The following is a 20,603-nucleotide window of genomic DNA, read 5'->3' as shown; positions in this document are numbered from 1 at the left end:
AACAATAACGGCCGTGCAGATGACATTCACTCTGCGCGGCTGTTTTATATTTCGAAGGGAAAAACTGGATTGACGGAGAATATATCCCTACACATCGATTTGAAAGAGGAGTGAACATTAGTGCATTTTCCTGTCGTAACAAAAGAATTAGCTGGACGTTTGGAGCAGTCTGAGATTGATTATATGACCTCTAGGGTGCTTGCCATTAGGGAGCGGGAAGGAAATCCAATGGGGGCTCATGTTCAGCCATTTGGCGGGGCTACAGCTTATTATGTGAAAGAAATGCCATGGGGCAGTTTTAATACAGTAAAAGGAATTGGTGCAGGGGAGATTGGACTCATCGATGAGATGATTCGATTCTATCGTGAGCGAAGCCGTCCGTTTCAATTTGAAATTAGTCCAAGCAAGGCGAATGGAGAGTTATTCAGCTGTTTAACTGGCCATGGTTTTCATCAAGCTGGTTTTCATACAACACTGTATGGCGTTCCAAGTGTGGACAAGCCATCCTATCCAAGCGGGATTACGGTCCGTGAATTGAATGAGGATGAGTTCAAGCTTTACGGAAGATTACATTGTTTGGGCACCGGACTAAACGTAGATGGAGCAGGTCATGTAGCTGACAACAATCGAGTATTGTATAACCGCTCAGGATGGCGCTTCTTCATTGGGTACGTGGATGATCAGCCCGCCGGTGTTGCTGTCATGTACATCAACAACAATATGGCTTCCCTCACCTTTGCGGCTACGATACCGGAATTTAGAAGGCGCGGTTTACAAACGGCGTTTCTGAATCAGCGCATTTATGAAGCTGCACTTGCAGGCTGCGAGCTGGTTGTTGGACAGGCCGCTTATGCTTCCACAAGCCAAAATAATATGGAAAGAGCGGGACTGAGAATCGGTTATACGAGAGCAACATGGGCGGGTAAATAATTTAGATGAGATAGGTATTGACATATTTAATATGTCGTATATATTGGGTATGTAAACGAAATGTTTCAGCAACATACGAAGTGGATAGTCAATCCAGACAGGAGAGATGAACATGGATCGTTACAGACCAAGGTATCATTTTACGTCACCACATAATTGGATGAATGACCCGAATGGCCCTTTTCAGTTGAACGGCGAGTATCATTTGTTTTACCAGCATAATCCTTCGAAACCGGAGTGGGGAGACATTCACTGGGGGCATGCAGTAAGCCTTGATCTGGTGAACTGGACTCATCTATCGCCCGCACTAGCTCCTTCATACGAGCTTGGAGAATCTCATTGTTTCTCCGGCTGCTCTGTTGTAAATGGTGATGAGGTGGCATTGTTCTATACGAGTATTGGTGAAGGTGATAGAAATCCGACTCATGGTGCCGAGCAGTGGATGGCTAAGGGCACGGATATGCGGACTTGGCATAAGCCAGACATAAATCCAGTTCTTACCTCGGATCTACACGGGGGGCTTCAAATTAAGGATTGGAGAGATCCATACGTCTGGAAGGAGCAGGATGGATGGCGTATGATTCTCGGCGGCACCTTTGAGGAGAAGGGCTGTGCTATGATCTATCATTCTGACGATTTGGAGAACTGGAGCTTCAAGGGATTACTGCATCAAGGGGATGAAGGGATTTGGGAATGTCCGCATCTTTTCCGTTTTGATGACAGAGTGGTGTTGTTCTATTCTCCAAGCAGTCAGGTACGATATATTTCCGGGAAGATTAACGGTGATCGTCTAACGGATATTCAAAAGCATGGTACAGTTGACCATGGCGGCTGGGATGGTTTTTATGCCTCTACCGGATTTGTTGATGAGCAAGGGCGCCGTGTTCTGCTTGGATGGGTGCCGGAAGGTAATCGAGGTGAAGACTTCCCTGCTGAATTGAATTGGGCTGGAGCATTAGCGCTGCCACGTATTGTTGATCTGAAGCCAAATGGTGTTCTCTCTATGGTGCCTGTTCCAGAGCTTGCGGAGCTGAGAGGCGAGAACAGCAGCTTTAATGATATTCGTGTCGGTCAGCTAAGTACAGGATTACACTCCACGTCCTTTGAGTGCTTACTTGAGATCGATCCACGTACGCTGGAAAATAACACATTGACTCTATCCATTTTTGCTTCGGCATGTGGACAAGAGCATACGGATATCCATCTGGATGCGGCTTCGAATGCAATCACGATCGACCGCACCCATTCCAGTCTATACCCTAACGTACATAAGTCCCCGGTAAAGGGAGAACTACCGTATACAGATGGTGCTGAACTTATCAAGCTGCGAATCTTCGCAGATCAATCCATAATCGAAGTGTTTGTGAATGACGAAACCTGCCTCACGGCTAGAGTTTATCCTTCCTTGGAAGACAGCAATGGCATTGCGCTGCGTTCGAGCAGCAGTGAAGTGATTGTTTCTAACATGCAAGTTTGGGAGATGAAAGCAGCGGATATTCGCGCTTAAAGGTAAGGGCATCCGATTGAGGGTGCCTTTTTATTGTTATTGGAGAGCGATTATCATGTATGATAATTCCTAAGTCATAGATGAAGCGGGAAGGTGAACGAGATGATGATAGGCTGTTTGCACGCACATCATTCCAACATTGCATATATCGAGCAAGCCGTTGGCGCAAAGGTAGAGCTGATACATTTTGTTGACCCTGGTCTAATGTACAGGATATCGAATGATAAGGACTTTGATCTGGAGAAAGCCAAGCATAAAGTCATTGAACAGATCGAATGGATGGCTAAGTCTGGTGTAGACGCGATTCTAATTACGTGCACAAATTATATAGCGCTCCTCGAAGAGGAACACCTTGAGACTTCTATTCCTATCATAAAAATTGACGAGCCCTTTTTCAGCCACCTCTGTAAAATAACACAGCCGCAAATTCTGCTATTTACGAATTCTGCAACTGTGGAAGGCACCATGAACAGGCTGAAGCAGTTTGCCTCATGGCAGAATCAACTGGTACCTGATATTGAAGTCCGTGTTATTGAGAACAGCTTCAAGCTCCTCATGCAAGGCGATAAAGAGCAGTACAGTGATGGTATAGCTGATTACTTGAGAGCTCACTTTGAATTAAATCCAGATACGAAAATCTCGGTGGCCCAGTTATCAATGGTTGAAGCTGCCGAGAGAATATCGCAAGAGTTACAGGTGTCCATCGGCAATCCATTGGCACCTTTGGTCGATTTTTTCTCAGGAGAGGACATTTATTATACCGGAAAACATCTACATGTCGGTGACTGGGCCCGTGATAAAGAAGGCATTGCCTGGGAGAGAGTGGACGGTACGATGGATCTATTTTATGTAGACCCGAACGTGGAGGACTTTAGAGGTGTCTTCATCTGTAATGTGAAATCAAATGAAGAAGCCGAGGAGCGATTCATGAAGTGGGCTGAATCTACAGGCGGATGATTATTCTAACGAATCGTAGAACGCTTATTTGGCTCAAACGAGGCATTATGGATTTCTAACGAATCGTAATCATGCTATTTCTCAAAAACAACCTGCTTCTCCAGCTAATAAGGCGTAATAGCGATATCACGATTCGTTAGAAGCTGAAACCAGCGATCTGGCGTTAATTGCGAAACTACGCATTCGAATGTTCTTCCGATCGCCATTGCTCTGGGATTCCTTTGAATTTATTTAATAGGGTAGGAATCCCAGAGCAAAAGCGAACGCTTCAAGCTTTCTGCAAGAAAGCTACTTCGTAAGCATGTTCTGTGCTTCTCCAGAATCATTCGAAATGCTCCGTTTGGAATTAACTTTTTTTGATAAAAAAAGAGCAGGGCGGAAATCATCCGCCCTGCTCTTCTGCTTATATATTTAAAAAGGTAATCGTGTTGAGGAAAGGGGTATCTCGTGGAGGAAAGCATATGCTTCCGAAGTAACTTTCTTTCAGAAAGTTTTTAAGCGTTCACCTTTGCCAGCACACCCCGTCCAAATGAACGAACACTCCTTTTACTTCCCGTTCCAAGACGCTTCGATTTCCTCCAACGACTTACCTTTTGTCTCCGGAACGACACGCATCGTAAACAAGAACGTAACCAGCGACATCGCACCAAAGATCCAGAACGTGATTGCAGGACCTGCGGAATCCAGCATTGGCGGGAACGATTGCGATACGACATAGTCGGCAATCCACAGAGCCATGGACGCTATTGCTGTTGCCTTACCGCGGACACGGTTAGGGAAGATCTCACTCAAGACAACCCATACAACTGGTCCAAGTGATACAGCAAACGCCGCAACATAGATCAGAATGAAGATCAGAACAAGCGAGCCTGTTGTATGACCAGTATGGAACGCAATACCGATAACCGCCAGACAGATGGTCATCACAGACGAACCAACCAGCAGCAATACTTTACGGCCAACTTTATCAATCAACCAAATCGCGAGGATTGTGAACAGGAAGTTAACGAGACCAATAAGAATCGTTTGGACAAGAGACGAATCTGTACCAGAGCCCATCGATTTGAAAATTTCAGGCGCGTAATACATGACCGCATTGATACCTGTAACTTGTTGAAGAACAGCAAGCACAACACCAACGATCAATGCCAAGCGAACACCCGGGCGGAAAATATCTTTGAACCTGCTGCCTTTTTCTTCTGCGAAGGATGCTTTAATATCAAGCACTTCTTGCTTCGCGTCAGCCTCGCCATGAATTCGAAGCAGGATGTTTAACGCTTGCTCCGATTTGCCTTGCTTGATCAGCCATCTTGGGCTTTCAGGTACAAGGAACAACAGGACGAAGAAGATAACACCCGGAATAACGCCAACACCAAACATCCAGCGCCATGCATTCGCAATATCCCAAGCATCATCGCCATAGCCGGCAATACCGGAGTTGACGAAGTACACAAGGAAGATACCCGTTACGGTAGCGAATTGGTTTAAGGCAACGAGACGACCGCGGTATTTTGCAGGTGCAATCTCCGCATTATACAGTGGACATAGGGTGGATGTAATCCCGATACCAAGACCGCCGATCATACGAGCGATAATATACATCGTGAACGTATCCGGAATCGCAGAGCCGATCGAACCGATAACGAATAGGGCTGCTGCGACGATAAGTACTTTTTTACGTCCGAAGCGGTCACTTAGTACGCCAGAGAAGCCAGCGCCTACGATACAACCGATAATGAGCGAGGAAACGGCCCAGCCGACTGCGACCTCATTCAAGTCGAAACGGTCTTGCATAAATCCAATTGCCCCAGACACAACTGCGGTATCGAAGCCAAATAATAATCCGCCGAGAGCGGCAATCATCGAAACGAGCGTAACAAACTTCATGCTTTTGCCGCCGGCATTTGCAGAGAGGTTAGTGTTTAGGTTGCTCACTTTATTTATTCCCCTTCCAAGACAATTTGAATAAATGGATGTTATGTTTTTAAGAACGAACCTCATTATAACACCGGATCTGCAAGCTTTAGGGGGCATTCGACAGCACATATTTGTGATGTTTCAGCATCGAATAAGCGGCAATCCCAGCCTTGAATCCAGCAGCTAGGAACGAGTAGCATTTTATTAGTTTGCCCAACAAAAAAGTCCATGCACCATTGGCATGAACTCCCTGTATATCCTTATCCTTTTGCTTGACTGCGGTATTCCGTCGGAGTGACTCCAGTCACGCGCTTGAACACTCTGCTGAAGTAATTCGGATCCTTATAACCAACCTCGAAGCATACTTCTTTTAAGGCAAGTTCGTCGGCAGATACAATCAACTGCTTAGCCTTATCAATTCGTTGTCCGGTCAAATAATCAATAAACGTTGCCCCGACCTGCTGCTTGAACACCTTACTGAAATAATGGGGGTTGAGGTGAACATATTCGGCGGTATCCTCAAGTGACAGTTCCTCGGTAAAATGCTGCTCGATATATTGTTTGGCTTTATCGATCACATTAATCGTTTGCTGCTCACGCTGCTCCCGAATCCGCTGAAGGGCCGAGATCACATACGATCGATGCTCATCCGAGTTGTCCTCAGGAGCGGGGGCGCGAAGAGTCCCATCGTTAGCTGGTGAAGAACCCTCCTTCAGAACCTCCTCGAAATCAATGACCTTACCGGAATGTCTATCATCGTCCGAAGCAAATACGGCTTCGAAGTATGATTTGCGCCAGCCATCAGCTCCTGTCTGCATAGAACCGATGCCAACGGTAATGGTCAGCTGGAATTGCCGTTCGGCCAGGCTGCTGAGTTTCTCACCAAACTGCTTAATGCTTTGTTTCCAGACAAGGCTCGATTCTTGCGTATGATTTCGGATAAAAACAGCCATATGTAAGTCGATTAATGAACTGACAATACAGGTGATTCCATAAGTCTTTGCATAGCTGCGGAATGTCTCGTACAATTTTTTCTTATCCAGGGTGTAGATCTGCCTAGGAAAGGCAACCACTACCGCACAGCCCTCGTCTAACGGGAAGTCCAGCCAATCGGATAAGTTCTCTTCATCCGCATTCATCACTTGATCGACCATAAACAAGAGGGATAGTTCATTTTCCACCAGCGGCAGCAGCTGAGATACTTTATCCCTTAGGTGAAGCTCCTCGATACGCTTACCTTTTTCGCGCTCCAGTTCTTCGATGAGCTGGGTTAAGGTAGAGGAGATTTGATCCCGCCCTGCAGGTTTTACGATGTACTCCTTCACCCCAAGCGAGACCGCTTCTTTGGCATAGGCAAAAAAATCATAGGCCGTCACCAATATAAATTTGGTATCGGGCAGCATGGATTTCATTTCTCGAATGGCCTGCAGACCTTGGATTCCGGGCATATTAATATCCATCATGACGATATGCGGCCGGAATTCTTCTGCTTGTTCAATCGCTCTTCGGCCATTATCAGCATGGGCGATTTGGAACATGTCTGGCAGCATTCGGTGAATCAAATGCTCGAGCCCTTCTCGTTCAAGCGCTTCATCATCGGCGATCAATAGACGATACATCTAGACATTCTCTCCTTTCTGCTCTAGGTTGTCTGTTGCCGGCAGGAGGAGAATAACGGATGTTCCTCGTCCTGGTTCGCTTTCAATATAGACAATATCTTGACTGCTATAAAATAACCGCAGCCGCTTAATGACATTTCGTGTACCAAAACCCATGGAGTTTTTCTTCGCAGGTGCGGGAACAGGCGGCTCATGAAGGGCAAGCAGAGCATCACGCTCTACGGCGCTCATCCCCATTCCATTATCGGTTATCCTAACTCGAACACCTTCATCTGCTTGTTCCATAACCAGCTTTATCACTCCGCCCGATTCCATCCGTTCAACGCCATGAACAAAGGCATTCTCGACAAGCGGCTGAATTGTAAGAGCTGGGATCAGCAGTCCTAGTACAGACTCATCAATTTGCTGCTGAATCTCTACTCGATTGCGGAAGCGGGCCTGTTGTATCGTGAAATACTCCTGAACATGCCGCAGCTCATCCCCAAGTGTAACCGGACGATCAAGCTGGCTCAGATTATAACGAATCAGCTTGGACATGGACACAATCAGATCACTTGTCTGATCCGCTCCTTCAAGCAGCGCCAGCTTGGATAGTACATTAAGGGTATTAAATAAAAAATGAGGATTTATTTGGCTTTGCAAAGCCTGAAGCTCAAGCTCTTTGACGAGGCGCTCAGATTCCAGACGATCTTTATCTCGGCTGACAGCCACTTTCAGGTCATTGATCATATGGCGGAAAGCTTCAGATAAGATCCCGAGTTCGTCGCCTGATTGCTCCGGAAGGTAATCCGCATCCAGATGTCCTTTGGACAGATGCTGCGCAGTAAGCACGAGTCGGTCTACAGGCTCAGTAATACTTCTGGAAATCCATAACGCAAGCACTATACTGAGCAGGGTATTGATGATAAATGCAGTAGGTCCAAGCCAGTCCATTCGTACGATTTCCAATTGAATGCTTCGGTATACCGGCTCATAAGCACTAAGTTCCAGATCAATGAGACGGCGTTCTTCCTCCCGGATAAAAGAGCTTGTCTGCTCCGCATCCTCATAATGAGTCAGTGATTCAGCTAATGCTGCTGACTTACTCGTGTCAGCTTTTTGCTGTGCTGCCTGCTCTTGTTCCTCAAGCGTTTCAAGCATATGAATATATCCTTGCAGGACACCAGATATATCCGTTTCGGTTTGCTGACTTGCCAGCCTCGACTGGATTTGAGCAAGGGCAGCCTGCTGCTGCTGAAGTGTCAATTGGCTGCTTTCTTCGGGATTTAGCAAATAGGTGTACAAAGCCCGGACATTATCATCGGCGGTTTGCGTTGACTGGGTATATAGAAGCATGCGGTCCATCATCGTATTATAACTGTGCTGTACAGTTTTGGTGCTTTCGAATAGGAAGAAAGTAACGCCGTTTGTAAGCAGGACTAGCAGCGGAATAAAGAGCAGCAGCTTTTTGCGCAGTGTCATGGGACAGTCACCTCCTGACCTGTAATGACGGAAATAGGAGTGTACTGCTCAGGAGTAACGGTATGTCCATGGAAATAATCATTTAAGAGAGACATGGCTTCATAGCCCATTTGAGAAGGCTGCTGTACAATGGAGGACTTGATCTGCTTATTGTGTATAGCGGTGAGCGTATCCTCCAAGTCGTCAAAAGCATAAATCTCCACGCCTGCGGGTTTTATCCTGGCGACAGCTTCTGCCATGCCGATCCCGTCAAGAGAACTGAAGCCTGCCATATAAGTAATCTCCGGATGCTCCTTCAACATTTGCTCGGATTGCTGTGCAGCTTGAAGGCGTGAAATATTCGATGAGCGCACTTCGGCAATCGACAGCCCTGGGTAGGTTTTGATGACCGACTTGAATCCTTCTAGACGGAGCCGCTGATTGGCAGCTTCCTGGCTTCCGATCAAGACGCCAATCACCCCGCTGGGATTGTCCTGACCTCCTGCAAGGAGACGACCCATCTCTTGACCGGCATAGGTATTATTCGTGCCGACGTACGCAAGTCGCTTACTGCCTGGCTCATCGGTATCTACTGTAATGACGGGAATGCCAAGCATATTCGCTTTTTCGATTAACAGCTTATCCTGCTCTGAGCCGATGCCTTGGAGGATAATTGCATCCATCTTGGAGGCGATTGCTTTCTCCAATAGCTTCATCTGCTCTACTGCATTAATGCGAAAAGGCCCCATATACTGCAGTTCCATCTCAAACTTCGTAGCTGCTTTCAAAGCACCTTGCTCGACGGATCGCCAGAACGGATTGTCCAGCTCTTGTGAAATAAGGGCAATCTGAAGCTTAGTGTGATCCACTTCGCTTGCCTCAAGCGGGGTTACAAGTCCTCTGATCCTTTCAGTAGACAAGTAGAATTGTACGAGTACATATCCAAATATAATAAGTAATAGAAGAACGCCGATGTTCCATCTTCTCCGGTTTGCCATTGTGCTCAAAGCTCTCCTCAGCTGACTGAATAATAGCCACATTATACATGAATGGTCTATAAACCCAAAATTAATGTAAATTCAACGTTCTATTTAGCAGGGGATTACGACGTGATGTGGAATAGTTTGAAAAGCGATCACTTTGACTTCGAAAAGGTGGAAAATATTCGAATGGACAAGCATGGTCATATAATGAAGCATTCCTTTATGGAATCCATATGGAAAAATATCCCGGACGGGATTGTCGTGATAGATTTGGATGAGAACGTTCTAGACGTAAATCCCGGATTCGAGGCGCTCCACGGTTGGTCTAGAGAGGAGCTAATAGGAAAGCCCTGTTGTTTTACACCGGTACATCTTCTGGAAGAAAGAAGAATAATGATCGAGAAGGTGAAACAAGGGGATTCCTTAAGTGAGCAGGAAACGTTCAAGCTGCGCAAGGACGGTACATTGGTCTATATTAGCCTTACCATTACCGCCCTAAAGGATGAAACAGGACAGCTGATTGGATTGGTTGGCATCGAACGAGATATTTCGGATCGCATTAAGATGGAGGCGTCCTTGTTCGAAGCGGAAAGTTTATATAGTCATTTGGCCGACAGTGCGCTTGCTGGCGTATTCGTCGGGCAGGATGGCCGTATTCTGTATGCGAATCCCTATCTGTCTGCCCTTTATGGGTATACGAATGAAGAAATGCTGCAGGTTGATATGGCTCAGTTGATGATGCCTGGCGAGCTGGAAAAAGTTGTGCGTGATGCAGAGAAAACTTTAATAGAGCAAAAGCAGATCTATTATCATTTTAATATTACTGGGGTGAAGAAGGACGGCACTCCTGTTCACCTCGAGGGTAACTCCTGCTTGATTTCTTTCCAAGGAAGATCGGCACTGCTTGGCACGGTTCAGGATATTACGGTCAAGAAGCAAAAAGAGCGTTCGCTTCGTGACAACGCTAATATGTATCAACGGATTATCAAGTTCCTTCCTGAGCCGATTGTCTTGATCGACAACGGTGAGATTGTCTATGCAAATAAATTAGCAGTGAAGCTGATTGGTGCAGTAGATGATACCGAGATGGTTGGGAGACCAATTCTTGATTATGTAGACCCGGCATACAGCCGTGATCTTATGGATGTCCTGAACAAAGTTATACATACCGATGATCCGACGATTTTTATTGAGAATAAACTGCTATGCAAGGATGGACAGACCATTGATGTTGAGATGTCGAGCATCCGGATTCATAATTACCGGGGCAAAATGGTCATCTTGACCGTGATTCGGGATTTGACGGATCGTAAGCGTTCAGAGGAGATGCTTGTCCGTTCCGAGAAGCTGTCAGTTATTGGACAGTTGGCGGCAGGAGTTGCTCATGAAATTCGTAATCCGTTAACCGCACTCAAAGGCTTTACCCAACTGCTCAAATCGAAAGCCGAGGGGAACTCGTTCTACTATGACATTATGACCAACGAGCTTGACCGGATTAATTTTATCGTCAATGAGTTTATGACCCTTGCGAAGCCGCATTTCTCCAAATTTAGTACACGAAGGCTGGATCATATTCTGCATGCGGTGATTTCGATTCTCGAGACGCAGGCAATCCTGATGAATGTATCGATCCGTACGGAGTTCGAGAACTGTATTCCGTCCATCTATTGTGATGAGAACCAGCTGAAGCAGGTCTTTATCAATATTATTAAAAATGCGATTGAAGCGATGCCGTTGGGAGGACAAATTACGATTTCAGTAGCTATGGAGCCCGATCAGGAGAAGGTGCGGCTTACGATTCGTGATGAGGGAATGGGGATTCCGGATACGATTATCCGCCAGATTGGTCAACCCTTTATTACGACCAAGGAAAAGGGAACAGGGCTTGGCCTCATGATCAGCTCACGGATTATTGAAGCTCATCACGGGCTAATGAACATATCGAGTGTTCCTGACGAAGGAACAACGATTGAGATTATCCTGCCGTTAAATATGGAAGAAAAATAAATAAAGGCTGAGCGATTACGCTCAGCCTTTTATCTATTGGATAGGAGATACGGACCGGCGGATAATTAATTCCGCGGGCAGGACGATTTTTTTCCAAGGACCGGCTTCCTCTTTGTTCTGAATACGGTCAATTAGCATCTGCATGCCAAGATAACCGAATTGATAGGCTTGCTGGGCGGCGACCGTCATGAACGGATCCACTTCGGAGTAGGGACCAAAATCATCAAAGCAGACGATCGAGATATCGTCTGGAATTCGGAGACTCCGCTTCCGCAGCAGACGGATGACTTCAATTGCCAGCACATTATTGCCGGCGACGACAGCCGTTGGAAGTGGTTGAAGCGAATCCAGCCAAGCCTCCATCTCCGACAGATCATTACGAGGCCCGTAGCTCGTCTCGAATACGATTTTCTCGTCGTAGGTGAGTCCATTCAAGATAAGTGCTTCCTTGTAGCCCTCCAGTCGAAGCCTCGCACTAGATATCGTATCCGAACCATTAACGATTGCAATTCGTTGATGCCCTTGCTGCACAAGGTGGTTGACTAGCCCCCTAGCGCCTTCCTTGCTATCTCCAAGCACAATATCACATTCAACGCCAGGTACTTCTCGGTCCAGCAACACAAACGGAATGTTATGCCGCTGTAACGATTCGAGATGGGGCTGAGACGGATCTCCTGCTGGGGCAATTAACACGCCATCCACGCGAGTCGTCAGAATCGTGTTAATATAATCGGCTTCCTTATCGAGGTTTTCATCACTGTTGCCAAACAGCAGGCGATAGCCGTTTTTAGTTGCAGCATCTTCTGCACCACGCGACAGCGTTGTATAGAAGGGGTTCGTAATATCGGTAATAAGCAGGAATAAGCTTCGGGTCTGCTGCAGCACAAGGCTGCGGGCCATCTGGTTAGGAACGTAGTTCAATTCCTCCATCACCTTTTTGACTTTTGCCCTCGTCTTTTCACTTATTCTGCCTGTGTTATTGATAACTCTAGAAACGGTCATTGCGGATACATTGGCCTTCTCCGCAATATCATAGATTGTAACCATACACTACTACTCCTCATCGACAATTCATGCTTTTATCTTACAAGAGAAAACGATTGACAGCAACAGTAGGTCTTGCTAAATTAGAGTTATCGGTAACATTTTATATACACTATTCATTCATTTGGAGGGGTATTTATGACGGACATTGCTTATCGCTTTCAGAATGGTTTTCCTAAGATCGGTATTCGGCCTACGATAGACGGACGACGCAAGGGAGTTCGCGAATCTCTTGAAGTACAAACGATGAACATGGCAAGATCGGTAGCTAATCTGATTTCTGAACATTTGCGCTATCCGAATGGTGAGCCGGTTGAATGTGTCATTGCAGAATCGACGATTGGCGGTGTGGCAGAAGCTGCTGCATGCGCAAATCAATTTGCCCGTGAAAATGTTGGGGTATCGATAACGGTAACGCCATGCTGGTGTTATGGTACGGAAACAATGGATATGAATGCTTCTATCCCGAATGCGGTATGGGGCTTTAACGGAACCGAACGCCCAGGCGCTGTTTATCTGGCAGCCGTACTCGCGGGTTATGCCCAGAAAGGGATTCCGGCGTTTGGTATATATGGTGAAGAGGTACAGGAATCAACAGATACCACTATTCCTGATGATGTAAGAGGAAAGCTGTTGTCGTTTGCGAAAGCTGGTCTTGCTGTAGCATATATGCGCGGCAAATCCTATCTATCAATGGGCTCGGTGTCCATGGGTATTGCGGGCTCAATTGTAAGCGATTCCTTTTTCCAGGAATACCTTGGTATGCGCACGGAATATATCGATATGTCCGAATTTGTCCGCCGCTTCGAAGAACAGATCTATGATCCTGCTGAATTTGAGATAGCACTGTCTTGGGTGAAAGAGAACTGCGTGGAAGGACCGGACAATAACCCAGCCGCGATTCAAACCTCTCGCGAGAAGAAAGATCAGGATTGGGAGACCGTTGTGAAAATGACAATCATCGCCCGTGACTTGATGATCGGCAACCCTCGTCTTGCGGAGCTTGGCTTTGGCGAAGAAGCGATGGGCCATAACGCGGTTGTGTCCGGCTTCCAGGGACAACGGCAATGGACGGATCATTTCCCGAATGGCGATTTCATGGAAGCGATCTTGAATTCATCGTTTGACTGGAACGGAATACGTCCTCCATTTATCGTAGCTACGGAAAATGACAGCCTGAATGGTGTCGTGATGCTGTTTGGTTACCTGCTGACGAATACTCCGCAAATTTTCGCCGATGTGCGGACTTACTGGAGCCCGGCTTCGGTGGAGCGCGTAACAGGACATAAGCTTGAAGGTCACGCAGCTAATGGCATTTTGCACTTGTTGAACTCGGGCTCAGCAACACTTGATGGCACAGGTGAGCAGCAGATTGACGGCAAGCCTGCGATGAAGCCGTTCTGGGATATTACTGAGCAGGAAGCAGCTGATTGCCTTGCAGCAACCTCTTGGCGGCCAGCCGGCGTTGAATATTTCCGTGGAGGCGGATTCTCCTCCGACTTCTTGTCCCGCGGAGGTATGCCAATGACAATGTCACGGATCAACTTCGTTAAGGGAGTTGGACCGGTTCTTCAAATCGCCGAAGGCTATTCAGTTGAATTGCCTAGCGACGTTCATGCTAAGCTCGACAACCGGACGGACCCAACCTGGCCAACAACTTGGTTTGCTCCGATTCTGACGGGCAAAGGTGCTTTTACCACGGTTTATGATGTGATGGATAACTGGGGAGCGAATCATGGCTCGATTAGCTTCGGTCATATTGGCGCCGAGTTAATTACGCTCGCTTCGATGCTGCGTATTCCGGTCAATATGCACAATGTGTCGGAAGAAGCTATTTTCCGTCCACGGGCATGGGGATTGTTCGGAACTAACGACAAAGAGGCTGCTGATTATCGTGCTTGCTCGAACTTTGGACCATTGTACAAATAATAGATCAGTTTTACGAAGTAAGAATTACTCTTTTTAGGTTACGCTTACGAAGTAAGAATTACCTTATCTGTCCTGTAATAGGACAAAAACTTGGAAATTCTTTTTAGGGGATGAGAGCATTGGAGATTCGGCAGGAGCTTTGCAAATACGCAAGGAAGACAGTTGCTAATAAACTGGTCGTTGGACCCGGCGGCAATATTAGTGCGAAGCATGAAGGGAAGATGTATCTTTCGCCAAGCGGCTTTGCTCTTGATGAGATTGAACCTGAGCAATGGGTAGCGGTTGATATTGAGACGGGGGCGGTGGAGGATAACGGACTACGTCCTTCCTCTGAGGTTCTGATGCATCTTTATGCTTATCGTGCGAACCCGTCGATTGGGGCTATCGTGCATACGCATCCGCCGTATTGCATCGCTTTTACATTAGTGGAAGAGAATCTTCCGATTATGTTCCCTGACCAAGCGGCACTTGTAGGCAAGACAATCTATATTCCATATGTACTGCCAACAACGGAAAAGCTGGCGGACGCACTTGCTCCTAAGGTGAATGAAGCGAGCAGCATTTTGCTTGGCAATCATGGGCTTGTTACAACGGGACGTAATTTGCGCGAAGCTTATTACCGGACAGAGGTTGTTGAGGAGAGCGCGAAGATTTTCCTTATTGCAAGCCAAGTGAAAGAGCCTAAAGTGCTGACGAAGGAAGAGTTTGAGGAGATTGCTTCACTCGAAAGTGAAGCTTACCGGATTAAGCTGCTTCAGAAGCAGCAATAACAATGGAACGGCGGCTGCCGCTGCAAGAGGAGTGAAACGTATGGTGCAAACAACCGTATTGGCATTTGATCTGGGAGCGAGCAGCGGCAGAGCGCTGATTGGCCGGCTGATGCTGACGGAAGCCGGAGAGCGCAGGCTGGAAGTGGAGGAGCTTCACCGTTTTCCGAATGTCGCGGTTCAGGTTGGACGTCATTTGCACTGGGATATTCTGAGGCTTCTTCAGGAGATGAAGCATGCTCTGCGCAAAGCATTCCAGGCTGGTTATCAGCCCGTCACTTTTGGCGTAGACACTTGGGGAGTGGACTTCGGCCTGCTGGATGCCAATGGGGAACTGCTTGGGAACCCCTATCATTATCGGGATCCCCAGACAGAAGGACTGATTGAAGAAGTCTCTGGTAGGTTTGGCAAAGAGGAGCTTTTTCGTCAGGGTGGACTGCAGTTTATGCCATTCAACACCATCTATCAGCTGTATGCGATGAAGAAGGCAGCTTCACCTAAGCTGGAGGCTGCAAGGGCTTTGCTGCTGACACCGGATTTGCTCGTTTATTTGTTGACGGGACAACGTGTTTGCGAATTTTCGATGGCGACAACAACACAGCTTCTACATCCAGAAAGTCGACAATGGAATTCTGATTTGATGGAGCAGTTGGGGATTCCGGTTGAGATGTTCCTTAACCCCATTTATCCGGGTACCCGTATTGGTCCGTTGTCAGAGGAAGTGTGTGAAGAGCTGGGTATACCGTCTGTGGAGGCAGTTGCCGTTGCTACGCATGATACGGAATCTGCGGTGGCGGCTATTCCGGCGAAGGCAGAGCCGTTTGCTTACCTGGTCTGTGGCACATGGTCGCTGGTGGGAACGGAGCTCGATCAGCCACTGCTGTCTGAAGAAGCGATGGCCCTTGAGTTCTCGAATGAGGGCGGTGTAGGCGGCAAATATCAGCTGCTCAAAAACATTATGGGCTTGTGGATTCTGCAAGAATGCAAGCGCGAATGGGATGAGCAGGGGAACGTCTATTCATTTGCTGAATTAGCTGTGATGGCTGAGCAGGAGGAAGCTTTCCGGAGTTTAATTAATCCAGATGACTTGCGTTTCTTCGGACCGTCCAATATGACGGAGAAGGTAAGAGGGTACTGCCGTGAGACAGGCCAGCCTGTTCCAATGACTGAGTCGGCAGTGGCACGTTGTATAATGGACAGCCTTGCCCTCAAGTATCGAAATGCGCTGGAGCAGATCGAAAAGCTGACGGGAGAGTGCTATAGCGGGATGCATATGGTTGGCGGGGGCATTCAGAACCAGCTGCTATGCCGCCTGACAGCCAATGCGATCGGCCGTCCAGTATGGGCAGGACCGGTAGAAGCTAGCGCGATCGGCAATATGCTGGCGCAATTTATGGCACTGGGAGAATGTGTAGATTTGGAAGAAGCAAGACAACTATCTGCTGCTTCTTTCCCGGTGGAGGTATATGAACCGTCGGAGCTAGAAGTATGGAATGAGACCTATGAACGATTCAAGCAGCTGCTGTAGGCTGCATACATGGGAGGACCGGAGCAATGCTGAATGGTATTCCGAAAATCATTTCACCTGAGCTGCTGAAAGTGCTGATGGAGATGGGGCATAGCGATGAGCTTGTGCTTGCTGACGGCAACTTCCCGGCGGCAAGCCATGCGCAGCGCCTCGTTCGCTGTGACGGGCATAGTGTGCCGGAGCTGCTCGACGCAATTCTTCAGCTGTTCCCGCTTGATCAATACGTGGAGAAGCCGGCAGCGCTCATGCAGGTGGTACCCGGAGATCCGGCAGAAACGCCGATCTGGGAACAATACAGATCCATTATTGTGCAGCGCAGCGGGCTTGAGGAGCCGTTCGAGGAAGTGGAGAGATTCGCTTTCTACGAGCGTGCGAAGAAAGCCTACGCGATTGTCGCGACAGGAGAAAGCGCGATCTACGCCAACTTGATTCTGAAAAAAGGCGTCATTAAATAGCTATCTGTAGCTAAAGCTGTCCAAATGGACAGCTTTTTTTTATGGTGTCGATGATTATGCTCGGACCCAAATAAGGAAAAACCGTACTGCAAAGGTTTTGCCGAATTGGCTTGGGCTAATAAGGGTAGACAGAGGTGGGAGTGTAAATAATTACAGGCAGTGCCGAAATTCGGCACTGTCTGTTTTAATTATTAAGTCGTCTTAAACGTATACGATTTGCGTGATGCGACGCGGTTCTTTGAATCAAACACAGCGATCTCGATTTTATGGCTGCCGGCTTTTAATTTATCAGGCTGAATCGAGAAGGTATATGGATACTGCTGGCGTGTCAGAACGACAGCGCCGTCGAGCTTAATGACCACTTTACTGATGTAAGGGTCATAAGTTTTTATCCACACGATTCCGGTAGCGGGTTTGCCGATATTACCTTGGTTCGCAAACTTGGTTACACTCTTCGTGTAACTGCTGGTTCCTGAGACAACCTTGGACAAGTAATAGGAGTCATGTATCATCTTGCTGTAGGAGCTTAGCAATGCCGGGCTCTCCGTCAAGCTGAAGTTGTTAAGGCTTCGTTCAGCACTATAGGAATCTGTCAGTGTGTTCAAGCTGAACCAGTTGATTGATTTTACCCGAGGGTATTTCAGCTTAGCACCATGGTAGAGCATGTTCATCTTCGTAATCGCAAAATTAACCGTAGACGTATTGCCTGCTTTGCTGAAATGGGTAGCGCCAAATTCGCTGACCATAATTGGCTTACGTGAAGCGTACAGCTTGTATACATAATCGATGGAATCGAGCGGATTTACCTGATCGGCCGGCTCTTTGACGTTGCCATTAAAGTATTTCACACTATAGATACTGAGGCCGACCCAATCAACCCAGTCATCCCCCGGATAGTAGGAGGCGATTTTCTGCTTTGGATTGGCAGCAGGTGACCAGACCATCGCTACGTTCGGAGCTTCTTCTTTCATCACTTTTGATACAAGACGGAATTTCTCAATGTACAGCGAAGGGTTACCGTACCACTTCACCCAGCTGCCGTTCATCTCGGAGGCGAATCGCAGAAAGATTGGAACGCCGGCAGCTTTTGCATCCTTTGCGAATTTGCGTAAGTATGCATCATCTTTAACTGCGCTTAATCCGTTATCCGGCTGCAGGGCAAGCTGAATGGCTCCACCTGCTTTCTTGACAGTCTCTGCCCAATGATAAGGGAAGGCACTGCCGTACTTATGGTAGTTGAAATACACAGCATGCTGCTTGCCTGCAAGCGTATTGAAGGCATTAAACTTGCCATCCTTCTTATCCTCAACACCGCTGTCTTTCTCCACATAAGCACCAATGTACATACCAGACGCTGGCTCAAATTTCGCCAGATTAGAATTCGTTGCAGTCGAAGCGCCAGCCTTCTCTAAATAAAGCTCAATGTTGGTATTTAGCGCATCCGCCTTAGCGAGTACCGCATAATACGTATTCAGATCACCAGACTTTTCGCCAAGAGCCTTATGAATTTTGGCTTCCCGGTAATACATATCGGCAGCTTTCTGGAACTGGTTGTCCTTGGTGTAGCATTCAGCCAGCTTCCGCAAATAGCCAGCCTGCTCCGACTGGGCGACTGCCAGCTCGAATTCCTTGATAGCGAGCTTGATCTTGCCCTGATTCATGTAGGCGACGCCATTTGTGTAATGCTTCCAGTGATGGATGGAGTCTGCAGCACTTGCGGTCTGTGTCAGCGGATTTACCGCCAATGCCAGAATGAGCGCCATCAACATGATGAGGCTTAGTCCACGCCAGCCTTGCTTACGTGCAGTTGTCATTCGTGATGTCCTCCTTTAGTTAATTAGGTTTGGTGTGCCTGAGTTAGGCATTTCTTAGAGAGTTATCGGTTATGCGATTACTTAGGTGAATACCTGACTGAAATCTCATCCTCAAATCTTTCATACACATAGACCAAGGAATTGAAACGTGCAGCAATGGCGATACAGAAGCGGAAGTGAAGCAACCTTTTTCTGGAAGTTGCAGTCTAAAGAAATAGAGATAAGCAGGATGAAAAAGGGAGGCTTAACAGATGAAGCTTACCGTTAAACCAATTGTAATCTTACTTGTACTTGCACTAATAACGGGCTGCAGCGTGGGTTCAAATTCGTACGGGGATCTAAAGATTAACATGTTGAAATCCGAGGATAGTGTCTCCTTTCATTTACATATTTCGGAAGGAGTGAACGGTTTCGTCGCACAGTCACTGCCTGTACCGAATGACGAGAATGTTATCGCACATCTAGTCCGCCGGATTACGGATGAACCGGATGGCAAGCGATTTAAGCTTGATGTCGTAATTGTTCAGCCAGACAAGCAACGTTATAAAAATTATCCCGTTGCGGACGTCATCGTGAAGGATGATTATTCGGTTGATTCTATTGCCAGAGCCTACGGGTTTCATTCACAAGATAAGCTTGTTCTTGTCCGGCCGAAGGAGCGGAGCGACCACAAGGAAGGTGTTCAGTACGATGTTATATCACTTAATGTCCATACGGGGAAAATAAAGACAATTGCGGCTGATGCCGTGCCGGATGTCTCTCCGTCCTTTTTTGCGAAGGGCTGGATGAATCAGACGGGTCAGCTATATTTGAACAGCTATTCTGACGGTCGACTGTGGTCCGTAAATACCGGAAATGGTGAGGTTCAATCAATTATGGGTGAATTTAACCATGAATGGCCGTTGTATCTGCTTACACCTTCTCCGAATGGAGAGCTGTTTTGGCATGAGAAAAAAGACCACCATTTCTCGATGTATGGTCAGGATGGAAAGCTGTTGAAAGAGATTCCCCACACGCTCGGCTATCATTCTTATCCGGCTTTCGAATGGAGCCCGGACAGCCGATATTCAGCATTAGCTTTCACACTGAATGATAACTCGGATAATATATTAGGCGGAGAAGATGCCTATATTATCGCTCCTGAAGTGGTGGCGGTCTATGATAGGAATGGGGATTGGATATGGGAAGTACAAGCGAAGCCCAAAGAAGGTTTAACGAATGTGGACTGGAACGGCTGGCTCTCTGAAGAGGGTGAAGGGGTCATTTCCTGGTATCAGCTGGATCGTACAGAAGAAGGAACGGCCCCCCGTAAGACCGATCTCCATTACGCCATGGTGGATGTGACAACGGGCAAGCAGACGGAGCTGAAGCCCGCCAACCGTTTGGAGGATTTAAAATCACCGGTACCGGTTGTGAATCGTACTGCTCAGCTCCTGCTCATAGACCGTGAAGCGGGATTGTATTGGTCACCCACAGGTGAACAAGCGAATACATCCATCACTATCCTGTCCAAACCAGATGACCCGCAATTGATATGGGCGACTCGCAATCATACACGTGAGCAGACAACAATTACTCGTTACAACCCAGCGGATCAATCCACTGTAACGACTCTGTTTGAAGAGCGACTGGGAGATGAGCTTCAGGTCATAGGAGATTCAATGATCTTGGATAACCAGATGAACTACAGATGGATTCGTTAACCG

The 20,603-nt window shown here is 47.3% G+C and carries 14 protein-coding genes and 1 pseudogene; 9 read left to right on the top strand and 6 right to left on the bottom strand.

Annotated features, from left to right (window positions below; all coding sequences use genetic code 11):
* Window positions 1–120: 120 nt before the first annotated feature.
* The 3 genes and pseudogenes from AC0YNT_RS23340 to AC0YNT_RS23330 all read left to right on the top strand — a co-directional run.
* On the top strand, window positions 121–930 hold the full coding sequence (locus tag AC0YNT_RS23340) for a GNAT family N-acetyltransferase (RefSeq protein ID WP_475806763.1): 810 nt from the start codon (window positions 121–123) through the stop codon (window positions 928–930).
* A gap of 112 nt (window positions 931–1,042) precedes the next feature.
* Entirely contained in the window at window positions 1,043–2,437 is a 1,395-nt protein-coding gene (locus AC0YNT_RS23335) for a glycoside hydrolase family 32 protein (RefSeq protein WP_475806762.1), read from the top strand.
* Between the two features lie 102 nt (window positions 2,438–2,539).
* Window positions 2,540–3,172 (top strand): annotated as a pseudogene (locus AC0YNT_RS23330) (hypothetical protein); the annotation flags it as partial.
* Window positions 3,173–3,940: 768 nt separating this feature from the next.
* Here the strand turns inward: AC0YNT_RS23330 and AC0YNT_RS23325 are convergent.
* From AC0YNT_RS23325 to AC0YNT_RS23310, 4 genes are all read right to left on the bottom strand, one after another.
* Complete coding sequence (locus AC0YNT_RS23325) at window positions 3,941–5,281, bottom strand: sugar porter family MFS transporter (protein WP_475806968.1); 1,341 nt, start codon at window positions 5,279–5,281, stop codon at window positions 3,941–3,943.
* 290 nt (window positions 5,282–5,571) lie between these two features.
* On the bottom strand, window positions 5,572–6,930 hold the full coding sequence (locus AC0YNT_RS23320) for an AraC family transcriptional regulator (protein ID WP_475806761.1): 1,359 nt from the start codon (window positions 6,928–6,930) through the stop codon (window positions 5,572–5,574).
* Window positions 6,931–8,391, bottom strand: a complete 1,461-nt coding sequence (locus tag AC0YNT_RS23315; RefSeq protein WP_475806760.1) for a sensor histidine kinase — start codon at window positions 8,389–8,391, stop codon at window positions 6,931–6,933. It lies immediately after the preceding gene.
* On the bottom strand, window positions 8,388–9,368 hold the full coding sequence (locus AC0YNT_RS23310) for a substrate-binding domain-containing protein (RefSeq protein WP_475806759.1): 981 nt from the start codon (window positions 9,366–9,368) through the stop codon (window positions 8,388–8,390). Before AC0YNT_RS23310 ends, AC0YNT_RS23315 begins: the two co-directional genes overlap by 4 nt.
* Window positions 9,369–9,482: 114 nt before the next feature.
* Here AC0YNT_RS23310 and AC0YNT_RS23305 point away from each other — a divergent pair, with 114 nt between their 5' ends.
* Window positions 9,483–11,360, top strand: a complete 1,878-nt coding sequence (locus AC0YNT_RS23305; RefSeq protein WP_475806967.1) for a PAS domain S-box protein — start codon at window positions 9,483–9,485, stop codon at window positions 11,358–11,360.
* A gap of 33 nt (window positions 11,361–11,393) precedes the next feature.
* On the opposite strand, the gene AC0YNT_RS23300 is transcribed toward AC0YNT_RS23305, so the two are convergent.
* Window positions 11,394–12,407: a LacI family DNA-binding transcriptional regulator gene (locus AC0YNT_RS23300; protein ID WP_167282230.1), complete on the bottom strand. Its 1,014-nt coding sequence runs from the start codon at window positions 12,405–12,407 to the stop codon at window positions 11,394–11,396.
* Window positions 12,408–12,542: 135 nt separating this feature from the next.
* On the opposite strand from AC0YNT_RS23300, the gene AC0YNT_RS23295 reads away from it, so the two are divergent.
* From AC0YNT_RS23295 to AC0YNT_RS23280, 4 genes are all read left to right on the top strand, one after another.
* Entirely contained in the window at window positions 12,543–14,333 is a 1,791-nt protein-coding gene (locus AC0YNT_RS23295; RefSeq protein WP_475806758.1) for an L-fucose isomerase, read from the top strand.
* A 110-nt stretch (window positions 14,334–14,443) separates the two neighbouring features.
* Window positions 14,444–15,103: a class II aldolase/adducin family protein gene (locus AC0YNT_RS23290; protein WP_475806757.1), complete on the top strand. Its 660-nt coding sequence runs from the start codon at window positions 14,444–14,446 to the stop codon at window positions 15,101–15,103.
* 40 nt (window positions 15,104–15,143) lie between these two features.
* Complete coding sequence (locus AC0YNT_RS23285) at window positions 15,144–16,628, top strand: rhamnulokinase (RefSeq protein WP_475806966.1); 1,485 nt, start codon at window positions 15,144–15,146, stop codon at window positions 16,626–16,628.
* A gap of 26 nt (window positions 16,629–16,654) precedes the next feature.
* The gene (locus tag AC0YNT_RS23280) at window positions 16,655–17,083 is read left to right on the top strand and encodes an RbsD/FucU family protein (RefSeq protein ID WP_167282238.1); all 429 of its coding nucleotides are present in this window, start codon (window positions 16,655–16,657) and stop codon (window positions 17,081–17,083) included.
* A 191-nt stretch (window positions 17,084–17,274) separates the two neighbouring features.
* Here AC0YNT_RS23280 and AC0YNT_RS23275 read toward each other — a convergent pair whose 3' ends face one another.
* Entirely contained in the window at window positions 17,275–18,897 is a 1,623-nt protein-coding gene (locus AC0YNT_RS23275) for a glycosyl hydrolase (RefSeq protein ID WP_475806756.1), read from the bottom strand.
* A gap of 251 nt (window positions 18,898–19,148) precedes the next feature.
* Between AC0YNT_RS23275 and AC0YNT_RS23270 the strand changes: the two genes are divergently transcribed.
* Window positions 19,149–20,600, top strand: coding sequence for a TolB-like translocation protein (locus AC0YNT_RS23270; protein ID WP_475806755.1), 1,452 nt, complete (start codon window positions 19,149–19,151; stop codon window positions 20,598–20,600).
* Window positions 20,601–20,603: the final 3 nt, after the last annotated feature.

The organism is Paenibacillus sp. J22R56, assembly GCF_056269375.1.
The sequence above is the reverse complement of the archived record's forward strand: the minus strand, read 5'-3'. Positions and strand labels throughout refer to the sequence as shown.

Coding starts and splice junctions, on each gene's coding strand:
- AC0YNT_RS23310 (WP_475806759.1), bottom strand. CDS start 9,368: ATGGCAAACCGGAGAAGATGGAACATCGGCGTTCTTCTATTACTTATT.
- AC0YNT_RS23290 (WP_475806757.1), top strand. CDS start 14,444: ATGAGAGCATTGGAGATTCGGCAGGAGCTTTGCAAATACGCAAGGAAG.
- AC0YNT_RS23325 (WP_475806968.1), bottom strand. CDS start 5,281: ATGAAGTTTGTTACGCTCGTTTCGATGATTGCCGCTCTCGGCGGATTA.
- AC0YNT_RS23305 (WP_475806967.1), top strand. CDS start 9,483: ATGTGGAATAGTTTGAAAAGCGATCACTTTGACTTCGAAAAGGTGGAA.
- AC0YNT_RS23295 (WP_475806758.1), top strand. CDS start 12,543: ATGACGGACATTGCTTATCGCTTTCAGAATGGTTTTCCTAAGATCGGT.
- AC0YNT_RS23335 (WP_475806762.1), top strand. CDS start 1,043: ATGGATCGTTACAGACCAAGGTATCATTTTACGTCACCACATAATTGG.
- AC0YNT_RS23280 (WP_167282238.1), top strand. CDS start 16,655: ATGCTGAATGGTATTCCGAAAATCATTTCACCTGAGCTGCTGAAAGTG.
- AC0YNT_RS23300 (WP_167282230.1), bottom strand. CDS start 12,407: ATGGTTACAATCTATGATATTGCGGAGAAGGCCAATGTATCCGCAATG.
- AC0YNT_RS23275 (WP_475806756.1), bottom strand. CDS start 18,897: ATGACAACTGCACGTAAGCAAGGCTGGCGTGGACTAAGCCTCATCATG.
- AC0YNT_RS23285 (WP_475806966.1), top strand. CDS start 15,144: ATGGTGCAAACAACCGTATTGGCATTTGATCTGGGAGCGAGCAGCGGC.
- AC0YNT_RS23320 (WP_475806761.1), bottom strand. CDS start 6,930: ATGTATCGTCTATTGATCGCCGATGATGAAGCGCTTGAACGAGAAGGG.
- AC0YNT_RS23270 (WP_475806755.1), top strand. CDS start 19,149: ATGAAGCTTACCGTTAAACCAATTGTAATCTTACTTGTACTTGCACTA.
- AC0YNT_RS23315 (WP_475806760.1), bottom strand. CDS start 8,391: ATGACACTGCGCAAAAAGCTGCTGCTCTTTATTCCGCTGCTAGTCCTG.